We start from the raw sequence: 25,425 nt of genomic DNA on the forward strand, positions 1-25,425 counted from the left end.
GCCCATCCTGTAGCGACAGCTTGCGCCGCCTTTCAACGAAAGATCATGCGATCTTTCGTGTTATCCGGTATTAGCACCGATTTCTCGGTGTTATCCCCGTCTACAGGGCAGGTTGCCCACGTGTTACTCACCCGTCCGCCGCTAACGATTCAAAAGCAAGCTTTTGAATCGTCCGCTCGACTTGCATGTATTAGGCACGCCGCCAGCGTTCGTCCTGAGCCAGGATCAAACTCTCCATAGAAAAGTTATCCTTAGCTTTTGTACGCTTTTCGCTTCGTTCAGTTTTCAAGGAACATCTCGTCGCTTTTGAAGCGACCTTTTTAATATAACATTTACTGTTTTTCTTGTCAACATTTTTTATTCATCTTTTTCCGTGTTATCTCCAACACGGACGATTAGTAATATATCATATTTGATTGTCTTTTAGCAATATATTTTTTTCTCTTTTTTTAAAAAAAGTCCCGATCATCTCGGGACTTTCATCATTACTTATGACGCATTTGAGGGAACAGCAACACATCGCGAATCGATGGTGAGTTCGTTAACAACATAACAAGGCGATCAATACCAATTCCTAACCCACCCGTTGGTGGCATACCGTACTCTAGCGCTTCGATAAAATCTTCGTCCATCTCATGCGCTTCGTCATTCCCTTGTTCTCTTTCTTTTAATTGCGCTTCAAATCGTTCCCGTTGATCAATTGGGTCGTTTAATTCTGTGAATGCATTTGCATGCTCACGGGCAACGATAAATAATTCAAATCGATCTGTAAAACGAGGATCTTCTGGATTTTTCTTCGCTAAAGGCGAAATTTCAACCGGATGACCGTAAATAAATGTAGGCTGAATAAGGTGTTGTTCTACTTTTTGTTCAAAAAATTCATTTACAATATGACCGAATGTCATATGCGGAGCTACTTCTACTCCGTGTTCTTTCGCTAGTTGACGAGCTTGTTCATCGCTCATATGCTTCCAAAAGTCAACACCAACATACTCTTTAATCGCGTCAACCATATGAAGTCGTTTCCAAGAAGGAGTTAAATCTACTTCATATTCTCCATATTGGATTTTTGTAGTTCCGAGCACTTCTTGAGCAATATGTGCAATCATATCTTCCGTCAATTTCATAATGTCTGTATAATCGGCATAAGCTTCATAAAGCTCAAGCATTGTAAACTCCGGATTGTGGCGCGTTGAAATACCTTCGTTTCGGAATACACGACCGATTTCATATACCTTTTCTAATCCACCAACAATTAAACGTTTTAAATGCAATTCGATCGCAATACGCATATACAACGTCATATCTAAAGCGTTATGATGCGTAATAAACGGACGAGCCGCAGCCCCTCCAGCAATCGAATGCATCATAGGGGTTTCTACTTCTAAATATCCCTTTTGATCTAAGTAGCGACGCATGGACTGAATGATTAAGCTACGTGTAATAAATGTTTTTTTGCTTTCTGGATTCATAATTAAATCGAGATAACGCTGGCGGTAACGTTGCTCAATGTCTTTAAGCCCATGGTACTTTTCAGGGAGTGGACGCAACGATTTTGTTAACATTTCATATGCATGCACTTTAATAGATAGCTCGCCCACTTTTGTTTTAAATACTGTGCCTTGGACACCAACAATATCCCCTAAATCTGACGTATCAAAAATTTCATACTGCTCTTCGCCAACATCGTCTTTGCGCACATAAATTTGAATTTGCCCTGTTAAATCTTGAATATGTGCAAATCCAGCTTTTCCTTTGCCACGCTTTGTCATAATGCGACCGGCTACAGAAACATGAATTTGTTTCTCCTCAAGTTCCTCTTTCGATAAATGACCGTATAGCGCAAACAACTCTTCAGCCTTATGTGTGCGCTCGAATCGTTTCCCAAATGGATCAATTCCTTTTTCACGTAACTTATGTAACTTTTCACGACGAACTAACAGTTGATCATTTAATTCTTCATGTGACATAACAAAGTTCACTCCAATGACCTTTTATTTTTTAAGCCATACTGCCAGCATGAGCTGACAGTATGCTTTATACTTCCATCACAACATCACTTTCTTTTGCTTCAACTTCTTCGACAAAATTCATAAGTAACGTCACAAGCTCATCGCGCGTCTGGCATTCGTTGATCGCATTGCGCACTTTAGCATTTCCACGAATGCCTTTTAAGTACCACGCAGCATGTTTGCGCATTTCTTTTACAGCGATATACTCGTTTTTCAAAGCGATTAAACGATCTAAATGCAAAATGCATACTTCGATTTTTTCACGTACAGATGGTTCCGGAATGAGCTCGCCTGTTTCCAAATAACGAACTGTACGATAAATCATCCACGGATTCCCGAGGGCAGCCCGACCAATCATCACTCCGTCAACACCTGTTTGCTCTAACATTCGTTTAGCATCTTGAGGAGTCTGGACATCACCGTTGCCGATAACCGGAATGCGAACGGCTTCTTTTACTTGTTTAATAACGTTCCAATCTGCTTTTCCTTCATACATTTGTACACGTGTTCGCCCATGGACCGCAACAGCTTGTCCGCCTGCTCGTTCCACCGCCTGAGCATTTTCAACAGCATAAATGTGGTTTTCATCCCAACCAATCCGCATTTTTACCGTTACAGGCTTTTCTACGGCATCAACAACCGCCGCTACCATGTCGTAAATTTTATTTGGATCTAATAGCCATTTTGCCCCCGCATCACATTTTGTAATTTTCGGAACAGGGCATCCCATGTTAATATCAATAATGTCCGCATTCGTATGCTTATCTACATATTTGGCCGCTTGTACAAGTGTTTCTTTTTCTCCACCAAAAATTTGCAAGCTTAATGGTTTTTCACGCTCATCAATATAGAGCATGCCCATTGTTTTTGGATTATTAAATAAAATCGCTTTATCGCTAACCATCTCTGCACAAACAAGTCCTGCACCAAACTCTTTTACAGTTAGACGAAAAGCTGAATTACATACGCCTGCCATCGGAGCAAGCACGACAGGATTATTAATTTGTACATTTCCGATTTTAAACATTAAACTCCCTCCTTTCTTACTAACATAAATTGTTCCTCCACCGCTTTGCGACTTTTCCATATACGAACACCTTGGTCAGATAACTGTTCAACGTACGAACGTAAAGGACGTTGAACTGAAGGAATAATTAGCGATTCATCTATTTCAAACAACGGGATCAATACAAACGCCCGTTCATACATGCGCGGATGCGGAATGATAAGTTGTTCTGTTTCAATATTTTCGTGATTATATAGCAAAATGTCAAGGTCTAACGTTCGTGGCCCCCAATGAACTTCTCGTTTTCGACCAAACTGTTTTTCAATGTCCATCGTTACTTCCAACAAAGCAAATGGAGATAGCGACGTGGCAACCTTTACAACCATATTTAAAAAACAAGCTTGGTCGACATATCCAACAGGATCTGTTTCATAAACGGAGGATGTCGCTAAAACAGAAATACATGAGTGGTTATTTAAAGCCGTGATCGCTTTACGTAAATAATCAAAACGATCTCCTATATTTGAGCCTAATGCAATATAAGCAATATGTTCCATTTGTTAACGCCCTCTCGTCATTTCAACCGCCACATACGCATAGTGACCTTTAATAGGTGGATTTGGCTTCGTCACCTTGACCGTACACGACGAAATCGTTGTATACGTAGATAAAATTTGCTCAGCAATACGTTCCGCCACTGCTTCGATCAATTTGAATGGCTTTCCTTCAACAATACTTTGACATATGTCATATATATGCGCGTAGTTAACCGTTTCACTTAAATCGTCTGTTACACCTGCTTTTCTTAAATCCGTTTCAATCATAACATCAACATAAAAACGTTGACCGAGCTTATTTTCTTCAGGAAACACCCCGTGATAACCGTAAAACTCCATTTGCTGAACGTAAATTTTATCGCTCATACTCCCACCCTTTTCCGACCATCGCATCCATCATTTTAGCCATTCTAGCAATTGGTAAAACGTCATGTACGCGAACGATATGCACGCCTTTCGCGATACCGAGGCAAACCGTCGCTCCAGTTCCTTCTACTCGTTCGTGAACGGGTAAGTCAAGCACATGTCCAATAAATGACTTTCGCGATGTTCCTAACAAAATAGGGTAACCGAAAACAGAAAACTCGTCCAGTCTACGCATCACTTCTAAATTATGCTCTACTGTTTTTGCAAAACCAATACCTGGATCGATAATAATTTGTTCATCGGTCACACCTGCTTGCTTTACAAGATGAATACTCTCTTTTAAATCATTGATCATATCTGAAATAAAATCTTTATAATTGCGATCGTGACGATTATGCATTAGCACAATCGGAACACCGTAATTAGCTGCTACTTTAGCCATGTTCGGATCCGCTTTTGCTCCCCAAACGTCGTTAATCATCGTAGCCCCTGCTTCAATGGCTTGTTTTGCGACTTCTGCTTTATACGTATCGATAGAAATTGGTACATCTACTGCTTTAGCGACTGCTTCTACAATAGGAATGACGCGACGCAACTCTTCTTCAAGCGGTACTTTTTCAGCCCCAGGCCGAGTTGATTCCCCCCCGATATCAATGATGTGCGCACCTTCAGCTACAAGTTGTTTTGCCCGTTCAATTGCCTGCTCTACGTGATTGAACTTCCCACCATCAGAAAAAGAATCAGGAGTTGCGTTTAAAATGCCCATAATAACTGTTTGTTTTCGTAAATCTAACTTATGCTTTCCGCAATAAATGACATCAATCAATTGACGTACCCATCCTTTCTGTCGTACCTTGTCCATAAATGCGTTGTAAACGATGCGTACGCACGTTGGAGACGTTTTGTTATTTCCCCGCATTTCCCGGGATATATATCATCATCTAGCCGACAAACCGGCACAACTTCTTGAATGGAATTTGTTAAAAAGATTTCATCTGCGCTTTTTAGCTGTTGTAGCGAATAAAAGCCTTCTTCCACACGAATGCCCCATGAGTGTAATAAATCGATCACAAACATTCGGGTCACACCGTTTAAAATCCCCGTTTGTACGGCAGGGGTGTACACAACATCATCTTTCACCCAAAAAATGTTAGAAACAATCCCTTCTGCTACACATCCTTCTTCTGTAAGAAAAATGCCTTCTACATTTGGATGATGACCAATTTCCCTTTTACCTAAAATATTGTTTAAATAGTGATGCGATTTTAAGCGAATACACCCCTCTGGCGTATTTCGTTTCACTTGTAAAGTTTTACATACTTTCTCTTCCGCAAAGGCTGGAATACGTTTCATATACATAATGATCGTCGGATGTGTATATTGTTCCACTTGCAGCCCAACATCTCCGATTCCAGCTGAAACGTTTAAACGAACATACGCATCGCGATAACCGTTAGCCTGTAACAATTGGGAAAGAATATGCAAAACATCATTTCGAGTGATAGAACATGAAATGTTGAGCATATCGAGTCCGCTATGAAGACGAGCTAAATGATCATCAAGCAAAAATGGATGTCCATCATATACGCGAAACGTTTCAAACACCCCAAGCCCATACATAAATCCATGATCAAATGGAGAAATACGAGCATCTTCCTTTTTTACAACTTGTCCATTTACATAAACGAACATAAGGCATCACTTTCGTCTATATAGTGTAATGAAATTTTTAAGTATCTCTAAACCATATTCCGTCATGATCGACTCAGGATGAAACTGCACCCCTTCAATCGGCAATGTTTTATGGCGAATAGCCATAATTTCTCCTTCTTCTGTCCATGCGGAAATGTCAAAGCAATCGGGCAATGTTTCTTTTTTTACAATTAACGAATGATAACGCGTAGCGGTAAACGGATTCGGAATTTGAGTAAAAATCGTCTTTCCATCATGAAAAATGGGCGATGTTTTCCCGTGCATTAAACGCTCCGCCCGAACAACTTCCCCGCCAAACACTTGCGCAATCGACTGGTGACCAAGACATACACCAAAAATCGGGATCTTCCCTGCGAAATATTGAATCACTTCCATGCTGATGCCTGCTTCATTCGGACTGCAAGGACCAGGCGAAATCATTAAAAAATGTGGTTGAAGTTGTTCAATTTGAGCAATCGTTACTTCATCGTTTCGTTTAACGATTAATTCTTCCCCTAATTGCCCTAAATATTGGACTAAGTTATACGTAAATGAATCATAATTATCAATCATTAAAATCATTTTGCTCACCTCATGCTTAATTGTACATACTCTTCTTCGCTCAGCTCTTTTGCTTTCCATAAGGCAAATGCTTTCTTTAAACATTCTTTATATTCATGTTCTGGTTGAGAATCAATAACGATCCCTGCTCCCGCCTGTACATAGGCAAGACCATCTTTCGCAATCATCGTTCGAATCGCAATGTTTAGCTCCATATCGCCGTTAAATCCGATCCAGCCAATGGAACCTGTGTAAACACCGCGTCGAACAGGCTCTAGCTCTTCAATGATTTCCATCGTTCGTACTTTCGGAGCCCCTGTAATCGTTCCACCTGGAAACACAGCTGATATAGCGTCAAACGCATCTTTCCCTTCTGCAAGTCGTCCAGAAACATGGGAGACAAGATGCATTACATGAGAATATTTTTCAATTACCATAAACTCGTCTACGTGTACCGTCCCATATGCACATACACGCCCAAGATCATTACGTTCCAAATCAACAAGCATTAAATGTTCCGCCCGCTCTTTTTCATTTGCTAGTAATGACTGAGCGATTTGTTCATCTTCTTGAATTGTTTTGCCACGTGAACGCGTTCCTGCAATTGGACGTGTACTTACATACTCTCCTCTTTTCTTCACAAGTAGCTCTGGGGAGCCGCTCACGATTTGAAATTCAGGAAAATGCATATACGCCATGTATGGTGATGGATTTAATGTACGTAATTTTTCATAAATCGCAAACGGATGAGTAAGTAACCGTTTCGACTGTCGCACAGACAAATTCACTTGAAAAACATCACCTTGCGCAATATACGCACGCACTTTTTCGACAGCTTCCATAAACTGATCTTCGCTCATTGACACCGTTTCTTCCTTTTCATAGTTCGGAATAAACGGGCGAGAAGCATCGGCAAAGTCCGTTGTCCATAATTGCTCGTACCGTTCAAGACGTTCACGCGCTTGATTTTCTTCCCCATCTACATAATGAGTAATGAAATAAAGAGATGATTCATCATGGTCATATACAAACACATCGTCAAATACTAAAAAATATAAATCAGGCATGTTTAAATCGTCACGTGCGATCGAAGGGAGCTTTTCAATATAACGTGCACATTCGTAACTAATGTAGCCGATCGCTCCACCTTGAAAGTCTGGACCTTCCTCTAACTTGTCTATTTCCCATTGATTCAACCATTTTTTTAATGATTGCAATATATTCCCTTCAAACGTCTCTGTACGATGCTTCTGCCACACTGTTAACTTGTCATCTTTTCCAATGACAACCGCAAATGGTTGCAAACCGATAATACTGTATCGGCCGTCCCGGCCGCTTTCAAGCAAAACATGATGCAACTGTTTTCGCGACAATGCTTTATATTGCAAAAACCAGTCACGTTGTGCGTATGCGAGTTTTTTCATCATCGGTCGTCGCTTTCGCTCACTCAAAGATGTCACTCCTCTCCATCAGTCCATACGCTTATTGTACAACGAACATATAGAAACAATCACGAAAAAAAATTCGGCAAGAATGTCCTTGCCGAATTATTCTTCAAACTGATATAGTGGTGTGCTCAAATAACGTTCGCCGTTACTTGGAATAATCGCTAACACTTTCTTTCCTTTTCCTAATTTTTTCGCCACTTGCAATGCTACATGAATCGCTGCACCAGATGAAATACCTCCTAAAATACCTTCTTGGCGAGCAGCTAGACGAGCAGCTGCAAATGCTTCTTCTGTCTTTACAGTGACGACTTCATCATAAATGGATGTATTTAAAATATCTGGGACGAATCCTGCACCGATACCTTGTATTTTATGCGGACCTGGTTTTCCACCTGAAAGCACAGGAGAGTCAGCTGGTTCAACAGCATAAATTTTAATGTTTGGATATGCTTGACGCAACACTTCTCCAGCTCCTGTAATCGTTCCACCCGTTCCAATGCCAGCTACAAACGCATCTAATTGATCGCCCATTTGTTCAACGATTTCTTTCCCTGTCGTTAAACGATGCACTTCCGGATTTGCTTCGTTTTTAAATTGTTGCGGCATAAAATAACCGTGCTCTTGTGCAAGCTGCTCTGCTTTTTGAATAGCACCTCGCATCCCTTCGCTTCCTGGGGTTAACACAAGCTCCGCCCCATAAGCGCGAAGTAAGTTACGGCGCTCTAAACTCATCGTATCAGGCATAACAAAAATGGCTTTATATCCTTTTGCAGCAGCAACCATCGCTAAACCAATTCCCGTATTTCCACTTGTCGGTTCAATGATTGTATCCCCAGGCTGAATTTTTCCGGCTTTTTCTGCTGCTTCAATCATCGCGAGCGCAATCCGGTCTTTTACACTGCTTCCCGGATTCATAAACTCTAACTTCAAATATACGTCTGCGCTATTTTCATCAACGATGCGATGTAACTTCACTACCGGTGTTTGACCAATTAACTCTGTAATGGATTGTACTACACGCGCCATTTTATCCACCTCTAATCCCGAGTATTTTTATAGAATTTGTAACCAATTTATCAGTTATTTTCGAAATTGTCAATCATTTATTTTTGTTTTGCTAATTTTTTTAACTCCTCAAGATCTTCGGCCGAAAATGTGTACGTTTCATTACAAAAATGACAAGATGCTTCCGCTTTCCCTTCTTCATCAATCATCTGCTGAATTTCTTCCGCTCCTAGGCTAATAATGGCATCCGCTACTCGTTCACGCGAACAACGACAAACAAATGACACGGGCATCGTTTCGAGAATTTTCACATTTTGTTCCCCACCGAGCAGTTCATATAAAATTTGTTCCGGCGTCAAACCACTTTCGATCATTTTGGAGATCGGCGGAATAGTAGCTAAATTTTTTTCAATGTCGGCAATTGTTTTTTCTTCTGTGCCCGGCATGAGTTGTAAAATAAAACCACCAGCCGCTAATATCGTATCATCCGGATTCACTAACACACCAACCCCAACAGACGATGGCGTTTGTTCAGAGGATACGAAATAGTATGTAAAGTCTTCACCAAGTTCCCCAGATACGAGCGGAACTTGTCCTGTAAAATAATCGCGCAATCCTAAGTCTTTCACTACAGTCAATGTTCCGTTTGTTCCAACCGCCCGAGCAACATCAAGCTTTCCGTTTGCGTTTAACTCAAAATGTACGTGCGGATTTGATACATAGCCGCGCACTTGACCTTTTGCGTTGCTATCGACAAGAATATGTCCGATCGGACCCCCGCCCTCAATTTTAATGGTAATTTGACTATCGCCTTTTAACATCGCTCCCATCATTACACCTGCCGTCATGGCGCGCCCCAATGCTGCTGAAGCTGTTGGCCACGTTTCATGTCGCCGCTGCGCCTCCCGAACGGTTTCTGTTGTTCGTACGGCATACGCTCTCACTTGCCCATCGTATGCCAACGCTTTTACTAAATAATCTGCCATTGCTGTCACTCACCTTTCTTGTTTCGCTCATATAACAATTGCAATCCTTTTAACGTTAAAAACGGATCGACGATATCAATCACATTCGATTCATGGGCAATTAATGAGGCTAATCCACCTGTTGCAATGACTTTGGGAGGAATAGCGCTTTTTTCTTTCATCCGTGACACAATTCCTTCTACTTGTCCAACATATCCGTATAAAATACCAGCCTGCATCGCACTTACTGTATTTTTTCCAATAATATCGTCTGGACGGGCAATTTCAATGCGTGGAAGTTTAGCAGCACGAGAATAAAGCGCCTCCGTGGAAATTGTAATACCTGGCGCAATAGCTCCCCCCATATATTGTCTATGCTCGTTAATATAACAGTATGTTGTTGCTGTACCGAAATCAACGATAATAAGCGGTGCACCATACAAATGAATGCCCGCTACAGCATTGACAATTCGGTCTGCCCCGACTTCTTTTGGATTGTCATACTTAATGTTCAGCCCTGTTTTAATGCCTGGACCGACAATGAGGGGCTTAATATGAAAGTATTTTGTGCACATTCGTTCTAACGCAAACATAATTGGTGGAACAACGGAAGAAATAATGATGCCGTCAATGTCAGAAAAATGCAATCCGACATCTTGCAACAACATTTTCACAATCATCCCGTATTCATCCTCTGTTTTGCTTCGGCTCGTTTCAATGCGCCAGTGAAACTTCAGTTCGTCTCCATCATATACACCTAGTACCGTATTTGTGTTTCCAACGTCTAATACAAAAATCATCACTCATCCCCACTTTTCGCAATTTGTTCCTTTTTTCATCATACCATAAGCAGACGGTAAAAAAAGATGCCTCTTATAAAAAGAGACACCTTTATTCTTCTTTTTTCGTTTGAATATTTACTTTTACCTCTTCTTGTTTATCACCATTTCGATTCGGTAACGTACCGTGCTCGAACAAATGCTTAATTTGCTCCGCATCAAGCGTTTCAACTTCAAGCAACGTATTCGCAATGAGGTTTAGCTTGTCGCGATTTTCTGTTAATACACGCTTAGCTTTTTCATAACATTCTTTAATAATGCGTTGCATCTCAAGGTCAATTTCGTATGCAATTTGATCACTGTAATTTTGCTCGTTATGCAAATCACGACCTAAAAACACTTGACCGTGAGATTGACCAAACTGCATCGGTCCAAGTTTATCGCTCATACCAAACTCCGTAACCATGCGACGAGCAATGCTTGTTGCACGTTGGAAATCGTTATGTGCTCCTGTGCTCACTTCGCCAAACACAATTTCCTCCGCCACGCGTCCACCGAGAAGACCTGTAATTTTATCAAGCAATTCTGGTTTTGTCATAAAATAACGATCTTCTTTTGGCAACATGACCGCATAGCCTCCTGCTTGACCGCGCGGTACAATCGTTACTTTATGTACCATTTCCGCATCAGCAAGCACCATACCAATGACTGTATGACCTGCTTCGTGATAAGCGACAATTTTTCGTTCTTTTTCAGAAATGACGCGACTTTTCTTAGCAGGACCAGCAATGACACGATCCGTTGCTTCATCAATATCGCTCATATCAATTTTTTTCTTGTTACGTCGAGCAGCAACAAGTGCAGCCTCATTTAATAAGTTTTCTAAATCTGCACCAGAAAAACCAGGTGTACGCATCGCAATCGCTTTTAAATCAACAGATTCATCAAGAGGCTTGTTGCGCGCATGCACACGAAGAACCGCTTCACGTCCTTTCACATCTGGACGATCAACCGTAATTTGACGGTCAAAACGACCTGGACGTAAAAGGGCAGGGTCTAAAATGTCTGGACGGTTTGTTGCGGCGATAATAATAATGCCTTCATTTCCACTAAACCCATCCATTTCAACAAGCAATTGGTTTAATGTTTGCTCCCTTTCATCGTGGCCTCCGCCTAAGCCAGCACCACGTTGACGCCCAACCGCATCAATCTCGTCAATGAAAATGATACAAGGAGCATTTTTCTTAGCTGTTTCAAATAAATCACGCACACGCGAAGCACCGACACCGACAAACATTTCAACGAAATCAGAACCGCTAATAGAGAAAAACGGGACACCTGCTTCTCCAGCAACAGCTCTTGCCAATAACGTTTTCCCTGTTCCTGGTGGTCCGACGAGAAGAACCCCTTTTGGAATGCGAGCGCCAAGCTCGACAAACTTGCGAGGATCTTTTAAAAACTCAACAATTTCAACAAGTTCTTGCTTTTCTTCATCCGCACCGGCAACGTCTTTAAAGCGCACGCGCTTCTTATCTTCGTTATACAGTTTCGCACGGCCTTTTCCAAAATTCATCACTCGGCTGCCGCCGCCTTGCGCTTGATTTAATAAAAAGAAGAACAAAATAAAAATGATGATAAACGGAATAATGGACGTGAAAAACGTCACCCATCCGCTCGTTTCATCAGCAGGCAACACTTCTACCTTCGCCTGCTTCGCTGCCTCATCGATTCGCTGAAGAACTTGTGGGCTGTTTGCTACGTATGTTGTAAAAAACTGCCCTTCAGCATAAGTTTTTAATTGGCCACGAATTTCATAAACGCCTCGCTCTGGCTTCAACGAGACATACTTTACATCACCATTTTCTAGATGGGTAATGAACGCATCGTACGTCATCCGTTCCGCCCGCTGATTGCCGCCATTTAAAAAGCTCACAACGCCAATGACGACAAGGAAAATAAGCAAGTAAAAGATTGTATTACGAAAAATGCGGTTCATTTCCTACCTCCTCCCACACTTAAAACACGCTATAGTCAATAGTATCATAGAAAAACGTTCCAAAACAAACGATGTGCATGAAAAAATTATTTGCTGTATACTTCTGGCTTTAACACACCGATGTACGGAAGATTTCTGTATTTCTCACAATAGTCTAACCCATAACCGACAACGAATTCATCCGGAACGATAAAACCGATATAATCTGCTTCAATATTCGCCTTGCGACCAGACGGTTTATCGAGCAAAGTCACGATTTTAATCGATTTTGCTTTGCGATAGCGGAATAAGTCGGCTAAATAGCTGAGTGTTAAACCACTATCAATAATATCCTCAATAATGAGCACGTCACGACCTTCAACGGATGTGTTTAAGTCTTTCAAAATTTTCACTTCTCCAGACGATACTGTCGCATTTCCATAACTCGATACATCCATAAAATCAATTTCTAAATATGTATCTATATGCTTAATTAAGTCTGCCATAAACGGCATAGCACCTTTTAATACACCAACCGCAAGCGGAAAGCGCCCCTCATATTCTTTCGTCAATAATGCTCCTAACTCTTTTACTTTTTGTTGAATTTGTTCCTCAGTAATTAAAATTTTTTCCATATCTTGATGCATACCCATATTCTTTCCTCCTACCATCATTCATTGCTTTTTATAGTGTAATACAATATAGCGATTTTTTGTAATATTTGTTGCTGTATAAACTGATTTTTTTACACCAGGAATCCATATGATGTTTCCGTTTGCATCTTCAACAATTGGCCATTGTTCCCGCTCGTTCGCTGGGATTTTTTCGTCAATAAAGATGCGAGCTACTTTTTTCGGATGCTCCATTCCTTTTACTTTCATACGATCTCCACGCTTTCTCGTTCGCACCCGGAGCGGCAAAGCTAATTGATCAACATCAATCACTACATGCTCATCGTCTTCAATGACAGGATAACGATCAACAAACTGACTAGTGAGTTGACATCCGTTTGGTAATACGAGCGTATCAGGAACACGGAAAAGAAACTCATATTCACTCGTTTGTTCCTGTTGAAACGTAAATATACACTCCTCGTATTGACGAATGACTTTTAAACCATTTGGAAAATGAAGCATACCTGAAGGATGTTGCCGTTTTAAAAAAAGTAGCGCTTGGTTTATATGTATAGAAGATAACGACGATGGAACATTGCCATAAAGATAGTTTAATATTAGTTGAATCCCTCGCCTTTGTAAAGGTTTTGGCATGCGCATAAACGAAGGAATATCGACACGGACATACCCTTTTTGTTGGTCGACAACATCTTTCAATTTTTCTTTCGTTAATTGCTCTAAAAATGCTTCATCTTCGCTCATCGTCTCGCTAAATTGTTGAACATGCTCATGAGCACGACTGTTTTCACTTTTTAAAAAAGGGAGAACGTAACGACGAAAACGATTGCGCGTGTAATCATCTTTGTCATTGCTTGGGTCGTGACGAGCACGCAAGCCATTCTTCTGACAATACTGTTCAATTTGCTGTCGATCAATGCATAAAAAAGGGCGAATAATATATCCGTTGCCAAATGGCCGCTTGATTGGTATGCCTGCATATCCTTTCGATGTGCTTCCGCGCACAAGCCGCATAAGCACCGTTTCCATTTGATCATCACCGTGATGAGCTAAAGCGACACAATGCGCTTTGTACTTATGCATCACTTGTTCAAAAAAGGCGTAGCGGCAATCACGAGCTGCTTCTTGCACCCCTTTTCCCGTTTGCTCCATATATAATTGGACGTTCAGCTGTTTCGCCTCACATATAATACTACGTTGATCGCAAAAATGTTTCACAAAATGCATATCTTCTTCCGACTGTTTTCCTCGCAACATATGATCAACGTGTGCCACAACGATTTGAAGGTCATATCGCTCTCGTTCGCTCCATAAAAAATGGAGCAACGCTAACGAATCCGAACCACCCGATACACCAACAACGACAGTCGTATGACGTTCAAGCAATTGATGCTTTTCAATAAATTGATGTACAATGTCTAACATACTCCTCCCTCTTAACAACGTCGTTTTTTACAATCGTACCATATCTCATTCTTCATACTCAAAACGAACGCAGAAAAAATTAAAGAATTTGGACATACAAATAAACGACATACATAAATAAGACGCAAACAAATAAAAACATCGTCTCTACCCAACGAAATTTTTTCTTTTCTTTTACGTGCACGACTCTTTCCCCCCGTTTTTTTTCTGTCTGCATAGACGGTTGTTGCATACATTGCAATAACTCTTTTCTCATTTCGTAAGCGCAAGTATACTTTCCATCAAGTGCACGCCATAATATTTTTTCATATGTTTTTAAATACGGATGGGAGGAAATCATGAGACGCAACTGCTCTCGTCCGTTTTCTTTTCTTTCAAATCGCTTTGGATAGCACATATTAATCATAATCATCGCTACGGCAAACAAATCATATGATGGCTCTGCTTTCCTTGTTCCCATTCCCCAATACCCCCGATCAAAAAACTCTGTAAATTCTTTAATCGCCCTCCCGCGAATCGTCGTCCCCCCCACATCAATTAACCGCACTTTTGGAACCTTCCCGGAAACGATTAAATTTTCTGGTTTTAAATCACCAAACACCCATCCTTTTTCATGTAACTTATGCAAATCACCTAGCAGCTGCAATATAATAACAATAATCCATTCTTTCCCGCGTTTTTGAATAAAAGTTAACAAATTATCCCCTTCAATATACTCCATCACATAAAATGAATAAATCTTTTGTTCTTGCGGATGAATCCAATCATCTACATCTAATAAACAAGGTCCGAGGGCGACTCCCTGGACCTCTGAAAATCGTTTCAGTACATTTACTTCTGACATCATAGCTGTTGCTTGGTTGCTTATTTTTAGCGCTACAAACGTTCGTCCTTCCTTAGCTAAATAAACAACTCCGTTCGCTCCTTTACCGAGCTGCTTAATAATTTCATAGCGATGTTTATGCCACTTTCCTTGTATAACCGTTCCTGTTCGGATGTTACATAGATTGTTCGATGTATACATCGTCATCACCATCGTGAGTAAATAAGCTTTTTAATGAACGTCTTTTTTGGAATTGTTGTAGCGCCTCGCGGATGGCTGGACCGGTCGGTGTAATTCCCCCGGATGTTAGCTTCGGAAACACACTTGAAATCGACTCCATTTTCGGTGTCCAATCTAAAATACGGTCCACTTCTCCTTTTTTCCCGGGAAATACGAAAACAGAAAACTCATTATTTCCCAAACGAGCATTTAAACTAATCGATAAATCTAACAATGCTTCTTTCACTGTTTGCAACTTCGTCTTCATACTCCCGCTTGTATCTACTAATATTAAAACTTGTAAGTTAACGGTTTCCCCTAATTCTTCGACAACTTCCATCACTTCTCCCCTCTTTTCTGGCGGGAGTTGCTCGATCGAAGCTTGCGATCCTAAAATTTGTTTCAACTCTCGATTAATGACTCCTTGCAACGTTTGTGTCATCGCTTTTCTTGTTACCATTTGGACCGTCTGTGACAATTGTTTAGCGTACACGACTTGACTAATCCCACCACCCGATTGAGCAATCCCTTCAATTTCACGCAACCCTTGCTCATCAATAATGTCTTGGTCAAGAACACCGATCACATTTACTGTAATTCCTTGTTCTTTCGCTAATGCCGCCATAGCAATTGGATCTTCACCGTGGTTAGAACAACCATCTGTAATTAATAAAATTTGACGTAACGTTCCTTTTCTCATACGTTCATCCCCTCCGAAAAAAGTAGTATACTCCCATCATCGACGTTCAGAGGGGATTTTATACCTCTATTTCATATATTGATATGCCGGAATGACCGCCCATTTCGGCGTATTATGCTTAATGCGCGCAACAACAATTGTCATATCATCTTCAATTTCTCCACCGTTGACACGAATGACCTCTTCTAAAAGCAACTCTGATACTTCTTGCGGATCATTCGTTTTTAATTCTTTAATTTTTCGTTTCATCCATACATCATGATTTTCAATGTGCGACACTCCATCTAAAATGCCGTCGCTCATCATAATAAGCAAATCGCCTGCTTTTAATTGCTCTTCAATCATTTCAAACTCTACTCCAGTAATAATACCAATTGGCAAATTGCTCGATTCGATTTTCATCACGTTGTTTCCCCGTTTAATAAAGCTTGGTGAAGACCCGACTTTCAAAAATTTTGTCGTTGCATTTTGCAAATCGACAATGGCCAAATCTAGCGTGGAAAAAATCTCCTCTGTCGTCCGCAAAGCTAAAATGGAGTTAATGGATTTAATCGCAATTCGTTCTTCAATTCCTGATTGTAAAATTTTTTGTAGTAGCTTGAGCGTCTCTTTACTTTCATAATGCGCTCGTTCACCATTCCCCATTCCGTCGCTAATAGCTAACGCATATTTTCCTCCGCCAATTTCCATCATTGCATAGCTATCACCTGAAATGAATCCGCCCCCCTTTGCAACATACGCAACACCTGTGTCAATGACAAAGGCTTTCGAAGAACTGAACGCCACCCGACAATCTCCGTTTGGATATATAGAACAATCTTCTTTTTTTACAACGATCGTCTCACCTAAAATATCAGATAGCATCGGTGCAATAAGCTTTTCACACTCTCCTCTTCCGTCGCAATACGGAACGACCATCTCAATGTCAACGCTTCCTTTGTCTAAACTATAAATTTCAACATCGTTTACATCGACCCCAAACTGTTGAAGGGCATGTAAAATTTGTTCTTCCTGCACATAATAATTTTCACGTTCTTTTTGAATTTCTTTTGCGAAGTCTTCCATGACTTGTGATACACCTAATAACTGTTCTGCCACAAGTCTTCTGCTCTCTTTCATTTGTTGCTTTAGTTTTTTATTGGCTTTATAAAATGATACGTCTTTTTCAATAATTTGAACGACTTTATTTGCTTTCACACAATGTTTATTCCATTCGCGCAACAACTTCGTATTCGTCATTTGATCATTTTCGCCTGCTTCTTGCATAATCTTTTTCATATAATCATATGTTTTATCAAAGTGGGTCATCCAACATTGGTCTTTCTTAAAACATGTTTGACACGTTTTAGCAGCAACATCGCTCAAAAAGTAATCAATTTCACGCTCTTCCTCTTCCTCATGCGTAAGCACACCGTATGAAGAGAAACTTTTCGATAACGCTTGAAACACATGAGAAAATTGTTCGACTCGCTGGGCTGTAACATCGCGAATTTTTCTTACATATTGTTGTTGCTCATTCGTATGCTCAACCGTTCCCGGCACATACTTCGCCATTTTGCTCGTTAACGATTGTGGCGTCATCAAGAAAAGTAAAACGGCAAATAACGACTCGACGACATTTGGCACAATGTTCGCTACCCCTTCGCTATAAAGGGTGATTAACAATGTTGCAACGACGAGCCCAAACGAAACACCTAGCTTTCTCCCTTCTTTCAATAGCCCACCGAGCAATCCAGCGAATGCTAGTAGACTCATTTGGTATAAATTTGATACATTCGCTAAACTTAAAATGAGCCCTGTCACAACACCAACAGTTGAACCGACGGTCGCACCAGCAACAAAAGCAAACAAAAGCAATAAATAGCGTGACGCAACATGTTCTAGTGAAAGATCATAAATCGACCAACCAACCATCCCCGTCATCATCGAAGCAAGAAGAATGACAAAAGAAATGACTTCTTCTGGCTTTAGCGTTTGTTTATATTTTTGATGGTCAAATAACGGAACACTTTGTAAAAAAATGAGTGTTAAAATGGAGGCAAGACCTGCTTCAATAAACATCGTCATTCCTTCGTATATCGTCCATTCATAATTCCACGTATAAATCATGATCATTTTCGCAAACACAGAGGCAGAAAACACGACAACTGGCAATCTTTTCGGCGGAGCATCAATCCAGTACAACAAACGATAAAAAACGAGAAACATAACGATCGAAGCAACTATAAATAGAGAGGCGTAAAAAGAAATGGTCAACGCTCCCGCAAATAGAGCAATAAACACAAATCCTAACTTATCACGACGAAGTAAATAAATGGATGCAAAAAAAGGTAAAGCAAACGGTGCCATTTTTGTTAAAATGAGAGCCCGTCCAAGCAAAAAACCGATGATTAAAAACAAAAACCCTTGCTGAAATAACAAATGGCTTAAACGAACCGTAAACCGTTGAAACCACTGAGAGACTGTTGTTCTTGTCCCACTTAAAGGTACTTCCGCCATGCGATTGACTAACTTCCGTTCTAATCTCTCCATATTTATCCTCTCCCTTTTTTCCATATATTCGTCTATTATCTTGTATTATACAGACTGAATTATCAAAATTTTGTCAAAAAAAGAAGATGAATCATATAAATCTTTCGACGGAATACCACAAAAAACGGCTTACATAAACAAAAAAACACCAATTTCGTGACGAAATTGGTGTTTTTTAATGACCCGTACGGGATTCGAACCCGTGTTACCGCCGTGAAAGGGCGGTGTCTTAACCACTTGACCAACGGGCCACTATGTAATTTGGTAGCGGCGGAGGGAATCGAACCCCCGACCTCACGGGTATGAACCGTACGCTCTAGCCAGCTGAGCTACGCCGCCATGCAACGACATTTTTTATAATAACATGCTCTTTAAACAAAGTCAATATTTTTTTACTATGAAATTCAAACGAAAAAGCATCCACTCATGAAATGGATGCTTATATGAACTGCCTCATATCTCGTTCGGCAGCAAGTTAACCGCGTCGAGCACCACGACCTCCTCGCTTCGATTCAGTATGGCGTTTAAGGGATGCTAAACGATCTTCACTTTCTTTCAAGAAACGGCTAATTTTTTGCTCAAAGCTTTCTTTTGAAGCGCGATCATTTCCTTTATTGCGCGGACGTGAAGCTTGTTCTTTCGCCTTTTTGATCGATAAGCCAATCCTTCCATCCTTCTCAACATTAATAACACGAACTTCGACAACATCGCCTACTTTAAGATGTTCGTTAATGTCTTTTACATAGCTGTCAGCTACTTCACTAATGTGCACTAAGCCTGTCGCGCCTTCTGGTAACTCAACAAACGCTCCGAATTTTGTAATGCCCGTTACTTTTCCCTGTAACTTGCTGCCTACTTCAATTGACATAAAAAAAGTGCTCCTCCTTAAAATCTGAAAAATCGTTTCTTTCATTATACATAATGAAAAAAACAAGTGTCAATAAGCCTTCTGCCTATCTCTTTTACTCATCAGGAGTGATGAAAATAATTTCTCCTTCTTTCGACAAAAAATATTGTTTTCGAGCCAATTCGGCAATATATTTATCATCGTTTAATTTTTCGATCTCTTCTTTTAATCTTTTTTCATCTTTTTGCAACGTGCGCAACTTTTCTTCTAGCTGCTCTTTCCTCTTTATTTGTTGATCGATTGCGGAAGATTGTTCCATCATCGTATATAAAAACAGCGAAGAAGCGGCTAATGCCAGCGTTGCCACAAAGCCAAGACGAATAACAATTTTTTTGCGACGTCGTGCCTTTTTATGTTCTTGTTTTTCTTGTTGAATAACATACGACGTTTGAATTTTTTTTACTTTGCTTTTTTGCGGGACGCCCATGTTTTTCACCGCTCCTTCTTCATTACCCTTTTTTCCTGAATATATTCGTGATTTTGGCGAGAAACCCTTTTCCGATATGAAAGAAACGTCCAACCGCTGCTTGAAAGCGAAGTGGGGTTTTTCGCCAAATGAAACGTCCAATCCATATGAAAGGTTGCAATAAAAAGCGTATACATACGTATACAACTTTATATAAAATTTTACCAATGGATAAAACAAAATGACAAGTAGAGATCAATAAAAAAACAAAAAAACGGTAAAGAAGTCGCAGTGGAAATACGATGATGTAATAAAATAATCGGATAATTAAACGATATAACGTCACAGCGATGCGAATGATGTGTTGCAACAAGCGAACATACATATTTTGAAATAACGCTTGATAAGCAGCGTACCCACATAAAATAGCTAAAAAAATGTACAAGCGAATCTGCCCGTTATTAACGAGCAACAACGTGTAAAATACATATAACGCTTGCACAATCCAAAAAAGAATATCTGCAATCCATACGATCAGCCGATGACGTTCGGAACGATTGAATATATGTGCGTATGTATCAAAAGATGCACCGATGACGATCCCTGTTCCAATCATCGCAAGCAAAGTCGTAAATTGCACATGTAAACTCATTTAAACAACTTGCTAAAGAATCCTTTAGCTTTCTCCGTATGATGTTCGTCCAAATAAACGATCTCGAAAATTTTTCCCTTAATTGACACAATTCCTTTATCTATATCTAAGTTTTTCATTTGTAAACCTTGTCCTTTAATGGACAAAAAACCCATAACCGTTTCTAATAAAAATTCTTCATTATCAAAGCTTTCGACTTGCTTCACACCTGTAATTTCTAACATGCGGCGACCGCGCATCATAATGTCGTGTTCTTGAATCGGCCCTTTATTTCCGATATTTTGTGTCATCATTGTCTCCCCCTCACAACGATCATTTGTACAAGTGTATGAGGGGGGAAAATGGTTTAGAACAAGCTATTCCACTCGCTCTTCTTTTACGATTTCGTATAAGGCGCTCGCTTCTTCTTTTTTCGCATGCTCTTGCAATCCGAGCACTTTTACTGTCACATGTTTTTGACCAAATTGAATCATCATTTCATCGCCTATTTTTACTGTTGAACTTGCTTTTGCTTGCTGACCGTTAATGAATACACGTCCTTGCTCAGCTACTTCTTTCGCCAACGTTCTCCTTTTAATAAGTCGAGAAACTTTTAAAAACTTATCGAGTCGCATATTATAACCCCTCCCTTTTTGCTTCTTCCCATATTTCATCTAGCTGGTCTAGCGAATATGCTCTCCAATCTCTCCCGCTTTGTTTTACTTTTTGTTCAATGTATTGAAAGCGACGGTGAAACTTTTCGTTCGCCATTGCTAACGCTTCTTCAGGATTAACCTTATAATATCGACATACGTTAATAAGCGCAAACAGTAAATCACCAAACTCCATTTTTAATTTTTGTTCATCCATGCGATTGACTTCTTGTTTCACTTCATTCATTTCTTCTTCCACTTTACGCCACATCGACTCTACTTCAGACCAATCAAATCCAACTTCCGCTGCCTTTTTTTGATATTCATATGCTCGCAATGTGCCTGGTAACGCTTTAGCCACATCGTCAAGCAATGAATGAGACGCACTTTGTTTTTCTGCCTGTTTTATCGCTTGCCAGTTACGTACAACCTCTTCAGCATGCTCGACATGAGCATCCCCAAATACGTGTGGATGACGACGAATCATTTTTTCTGTAATGACCCGAATGACATCATCAATCGAAAACATTCCTTCATCTTCTCCAATTTGAGCATGAAGCATGACTTGTAACAATACGTCACCTAATTCTTCAATCATGTTTTCATCGTCTTGCTGATCAATGGCATCAAGAAGCTCGTATGCTTCTTCGAGCAAGTATTTTTTCAGCGACTCGTGCGTCTGTTTTCGATCCCAAGGACAACCGTTTGGCCCACGCAATGTCGCAATGACACGTCGTAAAGTAATAAAATCGTGATACAACAGTTCATCCGTTTCTACTTTCGGCACATAGACACTCGTCAAATTGCTAACGGTCATCGCCCGATCAAGCTCGTACAGTGGAACTTTTTCGATGCGCTCTTGTTTACTTCCTGCTGCATAAACGATAAAAACCGGATAATCGTGCGGTAATTTTTCTAATAGAGCTAGTTTGACATCGGATGCAATAAACGAGTCATATACTTGACAAAAAATGATATGATTTCTCAATTGAATTTCGTCCGGTTGAAATGAAGTCGCATCAATAAATTGAAATCCCTCAATCGGATCGAGACCGACCGCGTTAAATAGGGCATCAAGAAAGCTCTGTCCCCCTTCAATGCGAACAGATATATGATCTCGTTTTTCAAGCAATAACTTTACTGTGCGCTCAGCAACAAGTGGATGTCCTGGCACAGCATATACGACATCTCCTTTTTTTACTTCTTCACAAAGAAAAGCAACAATATGTTCATACACTTGTTCAAATTGATCATATTTTTCATATATATCATCAAATGATTGAGCGTATATTCCTTCTGCTTCTAATTGTGCAACAACAGGATGATCTTTTGTCCGCAAAAAGAGGCGCTCCGCTTCTTTTAACGTACGGTACACACCTAAAGACAGTTGATCTATATCTCCTGCCCCAATACCAACAATTGTAATTGTACCCATTACTATCCAGCCTTTCTTTGTTTGATGTTTATTAAATAACGACCAAGTGGAATGGCAAGTAATTCTTTCTCGGCGAAAACTCCCTTTTTAACGACCATTATAATATAAACAAACGCCCCTATAAAAACGCCAACAATTGCTTGAAGTGATGAAAATAACCTTCCTTGATGAACAGGTAACTCGTTCGTTAACATGATGTATCCGATTAAAATGATTGCCATCACCGCAGCCGCTTGCATCGTCTGAATGACTGTAACGAATGAAAGCAACGGGCGAGACATTTGTTTTTGCACATAAAAAAGAGCGATTGTACACATGACAACATAGGCAAAGAATGTCGCCATTGCTGCTCCAACCGTATGCCATAAAGGAACAAGATATATATTTAACACCCACTTCGTTATCATCCCTATACATACGATGGAAAGCGGGCGAAATACATCCCCAAATCCTTGTAAAATCGCAATAAACGTTAACGTTAACGAAGTAAAAAGAATACAAATGGACAAAATCGTTAGCTCGATCGCACCAGCATGATCTTTAAACAACATGATATTCGCTTGTTTTAATATACAAACTAAACCAACTGCTGCCCCCAACCCAATAACAAAAGCTACACGAATGGCTGTATATACCCCTTCACGTTGTGCTTGTTTGCGTGATAACATCGGCACAAGCGCTAACGAAAAAGAAGTAGCTGCTACGGTCCCAAGTTGAATGAACGGTTGACCACGATCATAAATTCCTTTCGCCGTTTTAGCTAGCTCATGTAATCCTGCTTGTTGCAACAAAGGTAAAAGAGTAAATGAGTCAACGAGCTGCATTAAAACGAGCATCATGTTTGCTAAGCAAATCGTCACTCCATGAATCGCTAAAAATGACAGCACTTTTCTTTTTTCCTGTTTTGGCAACTGTATTCTCGTATAGGCGTTCATTCGTCTTCGCGACATATACGCAACGAGAACGAAAAGCGCTGCAAAACTTCCTATGAGCGAGCCAAACATCGCACCAGCCCCTGCTTCATAAACGGTAAATCCGCGATGAAGCAAAAGAAAAGATAGAAACAAAATAGCTACTACACGTATGGACTGCTCGACGACTTGTGAAACAGCTGTCGGAATCATCTCCTCTCTCCCTTGAAAATATCCGCGCAAAACAGAAGTGAATGGGAGGAGCAAAAAGGCAAACGAAATCACACGAATGAGCGAAGCTAATTGATCATCTCCCATCATGCTCGCAAGAAAAGAAGCGCCAAAATACAGAATGGAAAACATGATAACGCTGATGAATGATAAAAAATAAAAAGAAAACCGCACAACCGCAAACTCATATGTTGGCTGTTTATTTTGGGCAATCAGTTTTGAGATTGCAATAGGATAACCGTACGTTGATAAAGCAAGGAAAATTCCATAAAACGGATAAACTTGTTGATAAATATAAAACCCAACATCACCCACAATATTTTGGTACGGAATGCGATAAAAAGCGCTCAATATTTTTGTAAATAAGGCCGCAAGCGTCAATATGAACGCTCCGCGCAACCAGTCTTTTCTTTCCATAGCCTTTCACCTTTTCAGTCACGTATAATGATACATCAAAAAAAGGTAGCGAGATGCTACCTTTATTGTTCCATTTGACGAGCAAGGAAGCTCGCGGCTGTTTCTGCTGCTTTATGCTCCACTTCACTAAGTGTTTTATCTTTTGAAAAAATAATTACTGCTCCGATCGGATCTCCTCCGGCAATAATCGGTGCAATCACGTATGATTGCATATGCTCTTCATGGGCTTGTGCAAATGACACGTTCGTTTCTTCCGTATGCAAAACGGACTGGCGATCTTCCATCACTTTTTCAACAAGTTCGCTTACGCTTTTGTTTAAATACTCTTTTTTCGATCCACCTGCTACTGCAATAAATACATCGCGATCACAAATGAGCACAGGTTGTCCTAAGCTGTCAAATAGAGCCTCAGCGTACTCTTTTGCAAAGTCGCCTAGTTCGCTAATCGGCGAATACTTTTTTAAAATGACCTCACCATCACGGTCAACAAATATTTCAAGCGGGTCTCCTTCACGAATACGAAGTGTTCTGCGAATTTCTTTCGGAATGACTACTCGTCCTAAATCATCGATTCGTCGAACAATACCTGTTGCTTTCATCTATCGATGCCTCACTTTCATGTAGTTATTAAAATGGCACTGGTGAAGCAGTTGAATAATTCACCATTGTTGTGATTAGTATCCGTAACAAGCGAAGTTATATACACAATGAAGGGGGATTTTTTTTAAAAAGTGAAAATCCCCCATCTTCATCATTGCCACTTATTTATAAACAGTAAACATGCATTAATCAATTATTTTTTAGCATATTTTAACCCTTTTAGCAACTCATAAATGATCATCGAGTCAGTCAAGACTTTGTGGAGAACATTTTTTCGGTTCACTACGGGTGTTGTCAATCACTAGTTAGCGAACCATTTTCAGGAATTGATATCGTAAGCGCTTTTGGACTCTCATCCCTCATCTTGAAGTGATGATATTGTATTCCATTTTTTTACACCCAACCAAAATCCCGAAGCGCCGACAACGCTTGATGGATCGGCGTCCCGGATGACCGCTGCAGACACGGTAGATTCTGACGCACCACATCTGCCCACAACCGTCCTGCCTTCCGTTTGGCCTGTTCAACCCGCTTGGA

24 protein-coding genes, 2 tRNA genes, 1 rRNA gene and 2 pseudogenes are annotated in these 25,425 nt (G+C 40.4%); all 29 read right to left on the bottom strand.

All coding sequences use genetic code 11. From position 1 onward, the window contains the following. Window positions 1–241 (bottom strand): 16S ribosomal RNA (locus tag LH47_RS10235); the annotation flags it as partial. Between the two features lie 244 nt (window positions 242–485). Further along, window positions 486–1,970: a lysine--tRNA ligase gene (gene lysS / locus LH47_RS10240; protein ID WP_043967199.1), complete on the bottom strand. Its 1,485-nt coding sequence runs from the start codon at window positions 1,968–1,970 to the stop codon at window positions 486–488. A 67-nt stretch (window positions 1,971–2,037) separates the two neighbouring features. Continuing rightward, window positions 2,038–3,039, bottom strand: coding sequence for a tRNA dihydrouridine synthase DusB (gene dusB, locus LH47_RS10245; RefSeq protein WP_043967165.1), 1,002 nt, complete (start codon window positions 3,037–3,039; stop codon window positions 2,038–2,040). Then, window positions 3,039–3,575: a 2-amino-4-hydroxy-6-hydroxymethyldihydropteridine diphosphokinase gene (folK, locus tag LH47_RS10250; RefSeq protein ID WP_043967166.1), complete on the bottom strand. Its 537-nt coding sequence runs from the start codon at window positions 3,573–3,575 to the stop codon at window positions 3,039–3,041. The genes dusB and folK overlap by 1 nt, the downstream gene beginning before the upstream one ends. A gap of 3 nt (window positions 3,576–3,578) precedes the next feature. Then, window positions 3,579–3,941 (bottom strand): dihydroneopterin aldolase, encoded by a 363-nt coding sequence (gene folB / locus LH47_RS10255; protein WP_042535943.1) that lies wholly within the window; start codon window positions 3,939–3,941, stop codon window positions 3,579–3,581. Beyond that, a complete protein-coding gene (folP, locus tag LH47_RS10260) occupies window positions 3,931–4,707 on the bottom strand; it encodes a dihydropteroate synthase (protein WP_235341115.1) in 777 nt (258 codons plus the stop codon). Before folP ends, folB begins: the two co-directional genes overlap by 11 nt. A 56-nt stretch (window positions 4,708–4,763) precedes the next feature. Further along, window positions 4,764–5,633: an aminodeoxychorismate lyase gene (pabC, locus tag LH47_RS10265; RefSeq protein ID WP_043967170.1), complete on the bottom strand. Its 870-nt coding sequence runs from the start codon at window positions 5,631–5,633 to the stop codon at window positions 4,764–4,766. 6 nt (window positions 5,634–5,639) lie between these two features. After that, window positions 5,640–6,215, bottom strand: a complete 576-nt coding sequence (pabA, locus tag LH47_RS10270; protein ID WP_043967172.1) for an aminodeoxychorismate/anthranilate synthase component II — start codon at window positions 6,213–6,215, stop codon at window positions 5,640–5,642. Between the two features lie 5 nt (window positions 6,216–6,220). Then, complete coding sequence (trpE, locus tag LH47_RS10275) at window positions 6,221–7,621, bottom strand: anthranilate synthase component I (protein ID WP_043967202.1); 1,401 nt, start codon at window positions 7,619–7,621, stop codon at window positions 6,221–6,223. A 120-nt stretch (window positions 7,622–7,741) separates the two neighbouring features. Further along, on the bottom strand, window positions 7,742–8,668 hold the full coding sequence (cysK, locus tag LH47_RS10280; RefSeq protein WP_043967175.1) for a cysteine synthase A: 927 nt from the start codon (window positions 8,666–8,668) through the stop codon (window positions 7,742–7,744). Between the two features lie 77 nt (window positions 8,669–8,745). Further along, window positions 8,746–9,633 (bottom strand): Hsp33 family molecular chaperone HslO, encoded by an 888-nt coding sequence (hslO, locus tag LH47_RS10285; protein ID WP_043967177.1) that lies wholly within the window; start codon window positions 9,631–9,633, stop codon window positions 8,746–8,748. Between the two features lie 5 nt (window positions 9,634–9,638). Further along, the gene (locus LH47_RS10290; RefSeq protein ID WP_043967180.1) at window positions 9,639–10,412 is read right to left on the bottom strand and encodes a type III pantothenate kinase; all 774 of its coding nucleotides are present in this window, start codon (window positions 10,410–10,412) and stop codon (window positions 9,639–9,641) included. Between the two features lie 91 nt (window positions 10,413–10,503). After that, window positions 10,504–12,387 (bottom strand): ATP-dependent zinc metalloprotease FtsH, encoded by a 1,884-nt coding sequence (ftsH, locus tag LH47_RS10295; RefSeq protein ID WP_043967182.1) that lies wholly within the window; start codon window positions 12,385–12,387, stop codon window positions 10,504–10,506. Between the two features lie 86 nt (window positions 12,388–12,473). After that, on the bottom strand, window positions 12,474–13,019 hold the full coding sequence (gene hpt, locus LH47_RS10300) for a hypoxanthine phosphoribosyltransferase (protein ID WP_021095786.1): 546 nt from the start codon (window positions 13,017–13,019) through the stop codon (window positions 12,474–12,476). A 21-nt stretch (window positions 13,020–13,040) separates the two neighbouring features. Beyond that, the gene (gene tilS / locus LH47_RS10305) at window positions 13,041–14,423 is read right to left on the bottom strand and encodes a tRNA lysidine(34) synthetase TilS (protein ID WP_043967184.1); all 1,383 of its coding nucleotides are present in this window, start codon (window positions 14,421–14,423) and stop codon (window positions 13,041–13,043) included. A gap of 79 nt (window positions 14,424–14,502) precedes the next feature. Continuing rightward, a complete protein-coding gene (locus LH47_RS10310) occupies window positions 14,503–15,459 on the bottom strand; it encodes a serine/threonine protein kinase (protein ID WP_084221314.1) in 957 nt (318 codons plus the stop codon). Then, window positions 15,422–16,177: pseudogene (locus LH47_RS10315) on the bottom strand (VWA domain-containing protein); the annotation flags it as partial. The pseudogene LH47_RS10315 and the gene LH47_RS10310, both read right to left, overlap by 38 nt. 54 nt (window positions 16,178–16,231) lie before the next feature. Beyond that, complete coding sequence (spoIIE, locus tag LH47_RS10320; RefSeq protein WP_043967186.1) at window positions 16,232–18,697, bottom strand: stage II sporulation protein E; 2,466 nt, start codon at window positions 18,695–18,697, stop codon at window positions 16,232–16,234. Window positions 18,698–18,876: 179 nt separating this feature from the next. Then, window positions 18,877–18,948 (bottom strand) — tRNA-Glu (locus LH47_RS10325). A gap of 11 nt (window positions 18,949–18,959) precedes the next feature. Then, window positions 18,960–19,036, bottom strand: a tRNA-Met gene (locus LH47_RS10330). 136 nt (window positions 19,037–19,172) lie between these two features. After that, on the bottom strand, window positions 19,173–19,565 hold the full coding sequence (locus LH47_RS10335) for a S1 domain-containing RNA-binding protein (protein WP_043967188.1): 393 nt from the start codon (window positions 19,563–19,565) through the stop codon (window positions 19,173–19,175). Window positions 19,566–19,659: 94 nt separating this feature from the next. Further along, the gene (locus LH47_RS10340) at window positions 19,660–20,031 is read right to left on the bottom strand and encodes an FtsB family cell division protein (protein ID WP_043967191.1); all 372 of its coding nucleotides are present in this window, start codon (window positions 20,029–20,031) and stop codon (window positions 19,660–19,662) included. Between the two features lie 22 nt (window positions 20,032–20,053). Next, entirely contained in the window at window positions 20,054–20,650 is a 597-nt protein-coding gene (gene yabQ, locus LH47_RS10345) for a spore cortex biosynthesis protein YabQ (RefSeq protein WP_235341114.1), read from the bottom strand. A gap of 8 nt (window positions 20,651–20,658) precedes the next feature. Beyond that, the gene (yabP, locus tag LH47_RS10350) at window positions 20,659–20,952 is read right to left on the bottom strand and encodes a sporulation protein YabP (RefSeq protein ID WP_043967195.1); all 294 of its coding nucleotides are present in this window, start codon (window positions 20,950–20,952) and stop codon (window positions 20,659–20,661) included. A 66-nt stretch (window positions 20,953–21,018) separates the two neighbouring features. Next, window positions 21,019–21,276: an RNA-binding S4 domain-containing protein gene (locus LH47_RS10355; protein WP_042535924.1), complete on the bottom strand. Its 258-nt coding sequence runs from the start codon at window positions 21,274–21,276 to the stop codon at window positions 21,019–21,021. A 1-nt stretch (window position 21,277) separates the two neighbouring features. Beyond that, the gene (yabN, locus tag LH47_RS10360) at window positions 21,278–22,729 is read right to left on the bottom strand and encodes a bifunctional methyltransferase/pyrophosphohydrolase YabN (RefSeq protein ID WP_043967196.1); all 1,452 of its coding nucleotides are present in this window, start codon (window positions 22,727–22,729) and stop codon (window positions 21,278–21,280) included. A 2-nt stretch (window positions 22,730–22,731) separates the two neighbouring features. Continuing rightward, window positions 22,732–24,288: a putative polysaccharide biosynthesis protein gene (locus tag LH47_RS10365; protein WP_043967197.1), complete on the bottom strand. Its 1,557-nt coding sequence runs from the start codon at window positions 24,286–24,288 to the stop codon at window positions 22,732–22,734. Window positions 24,289–24,350: 62 nt separating this feature from the next. Next, entirely contained in the window at window positions 24,351–24,887 is a 537-nt protein-coding gene (gene spoVT, locus LH47_RS10370; RefSeq protein ID WP_043967198.1) for a stage V sporulation protein T, read from the bottom strand. Window positions 24,888–25,281: 394 nt separating this feature from the next. Next, window positions 25,282–25,425, bottom strand: a pseudogene (locus LH47_RS15330) (UPF0236 family protein); the annotation flags it as partial.

Origin of the sequence: Anoxybacillus thermarum (assembly GCF_000836725.1) — a bacterium.
GTDB classification, from domain to species: domain Bacteria; phylum Bacillota; class Bacilli; order Bacillales; family Anoxybacillaceae; genus Anoxybacillus; species Anoxybacillus thermarum.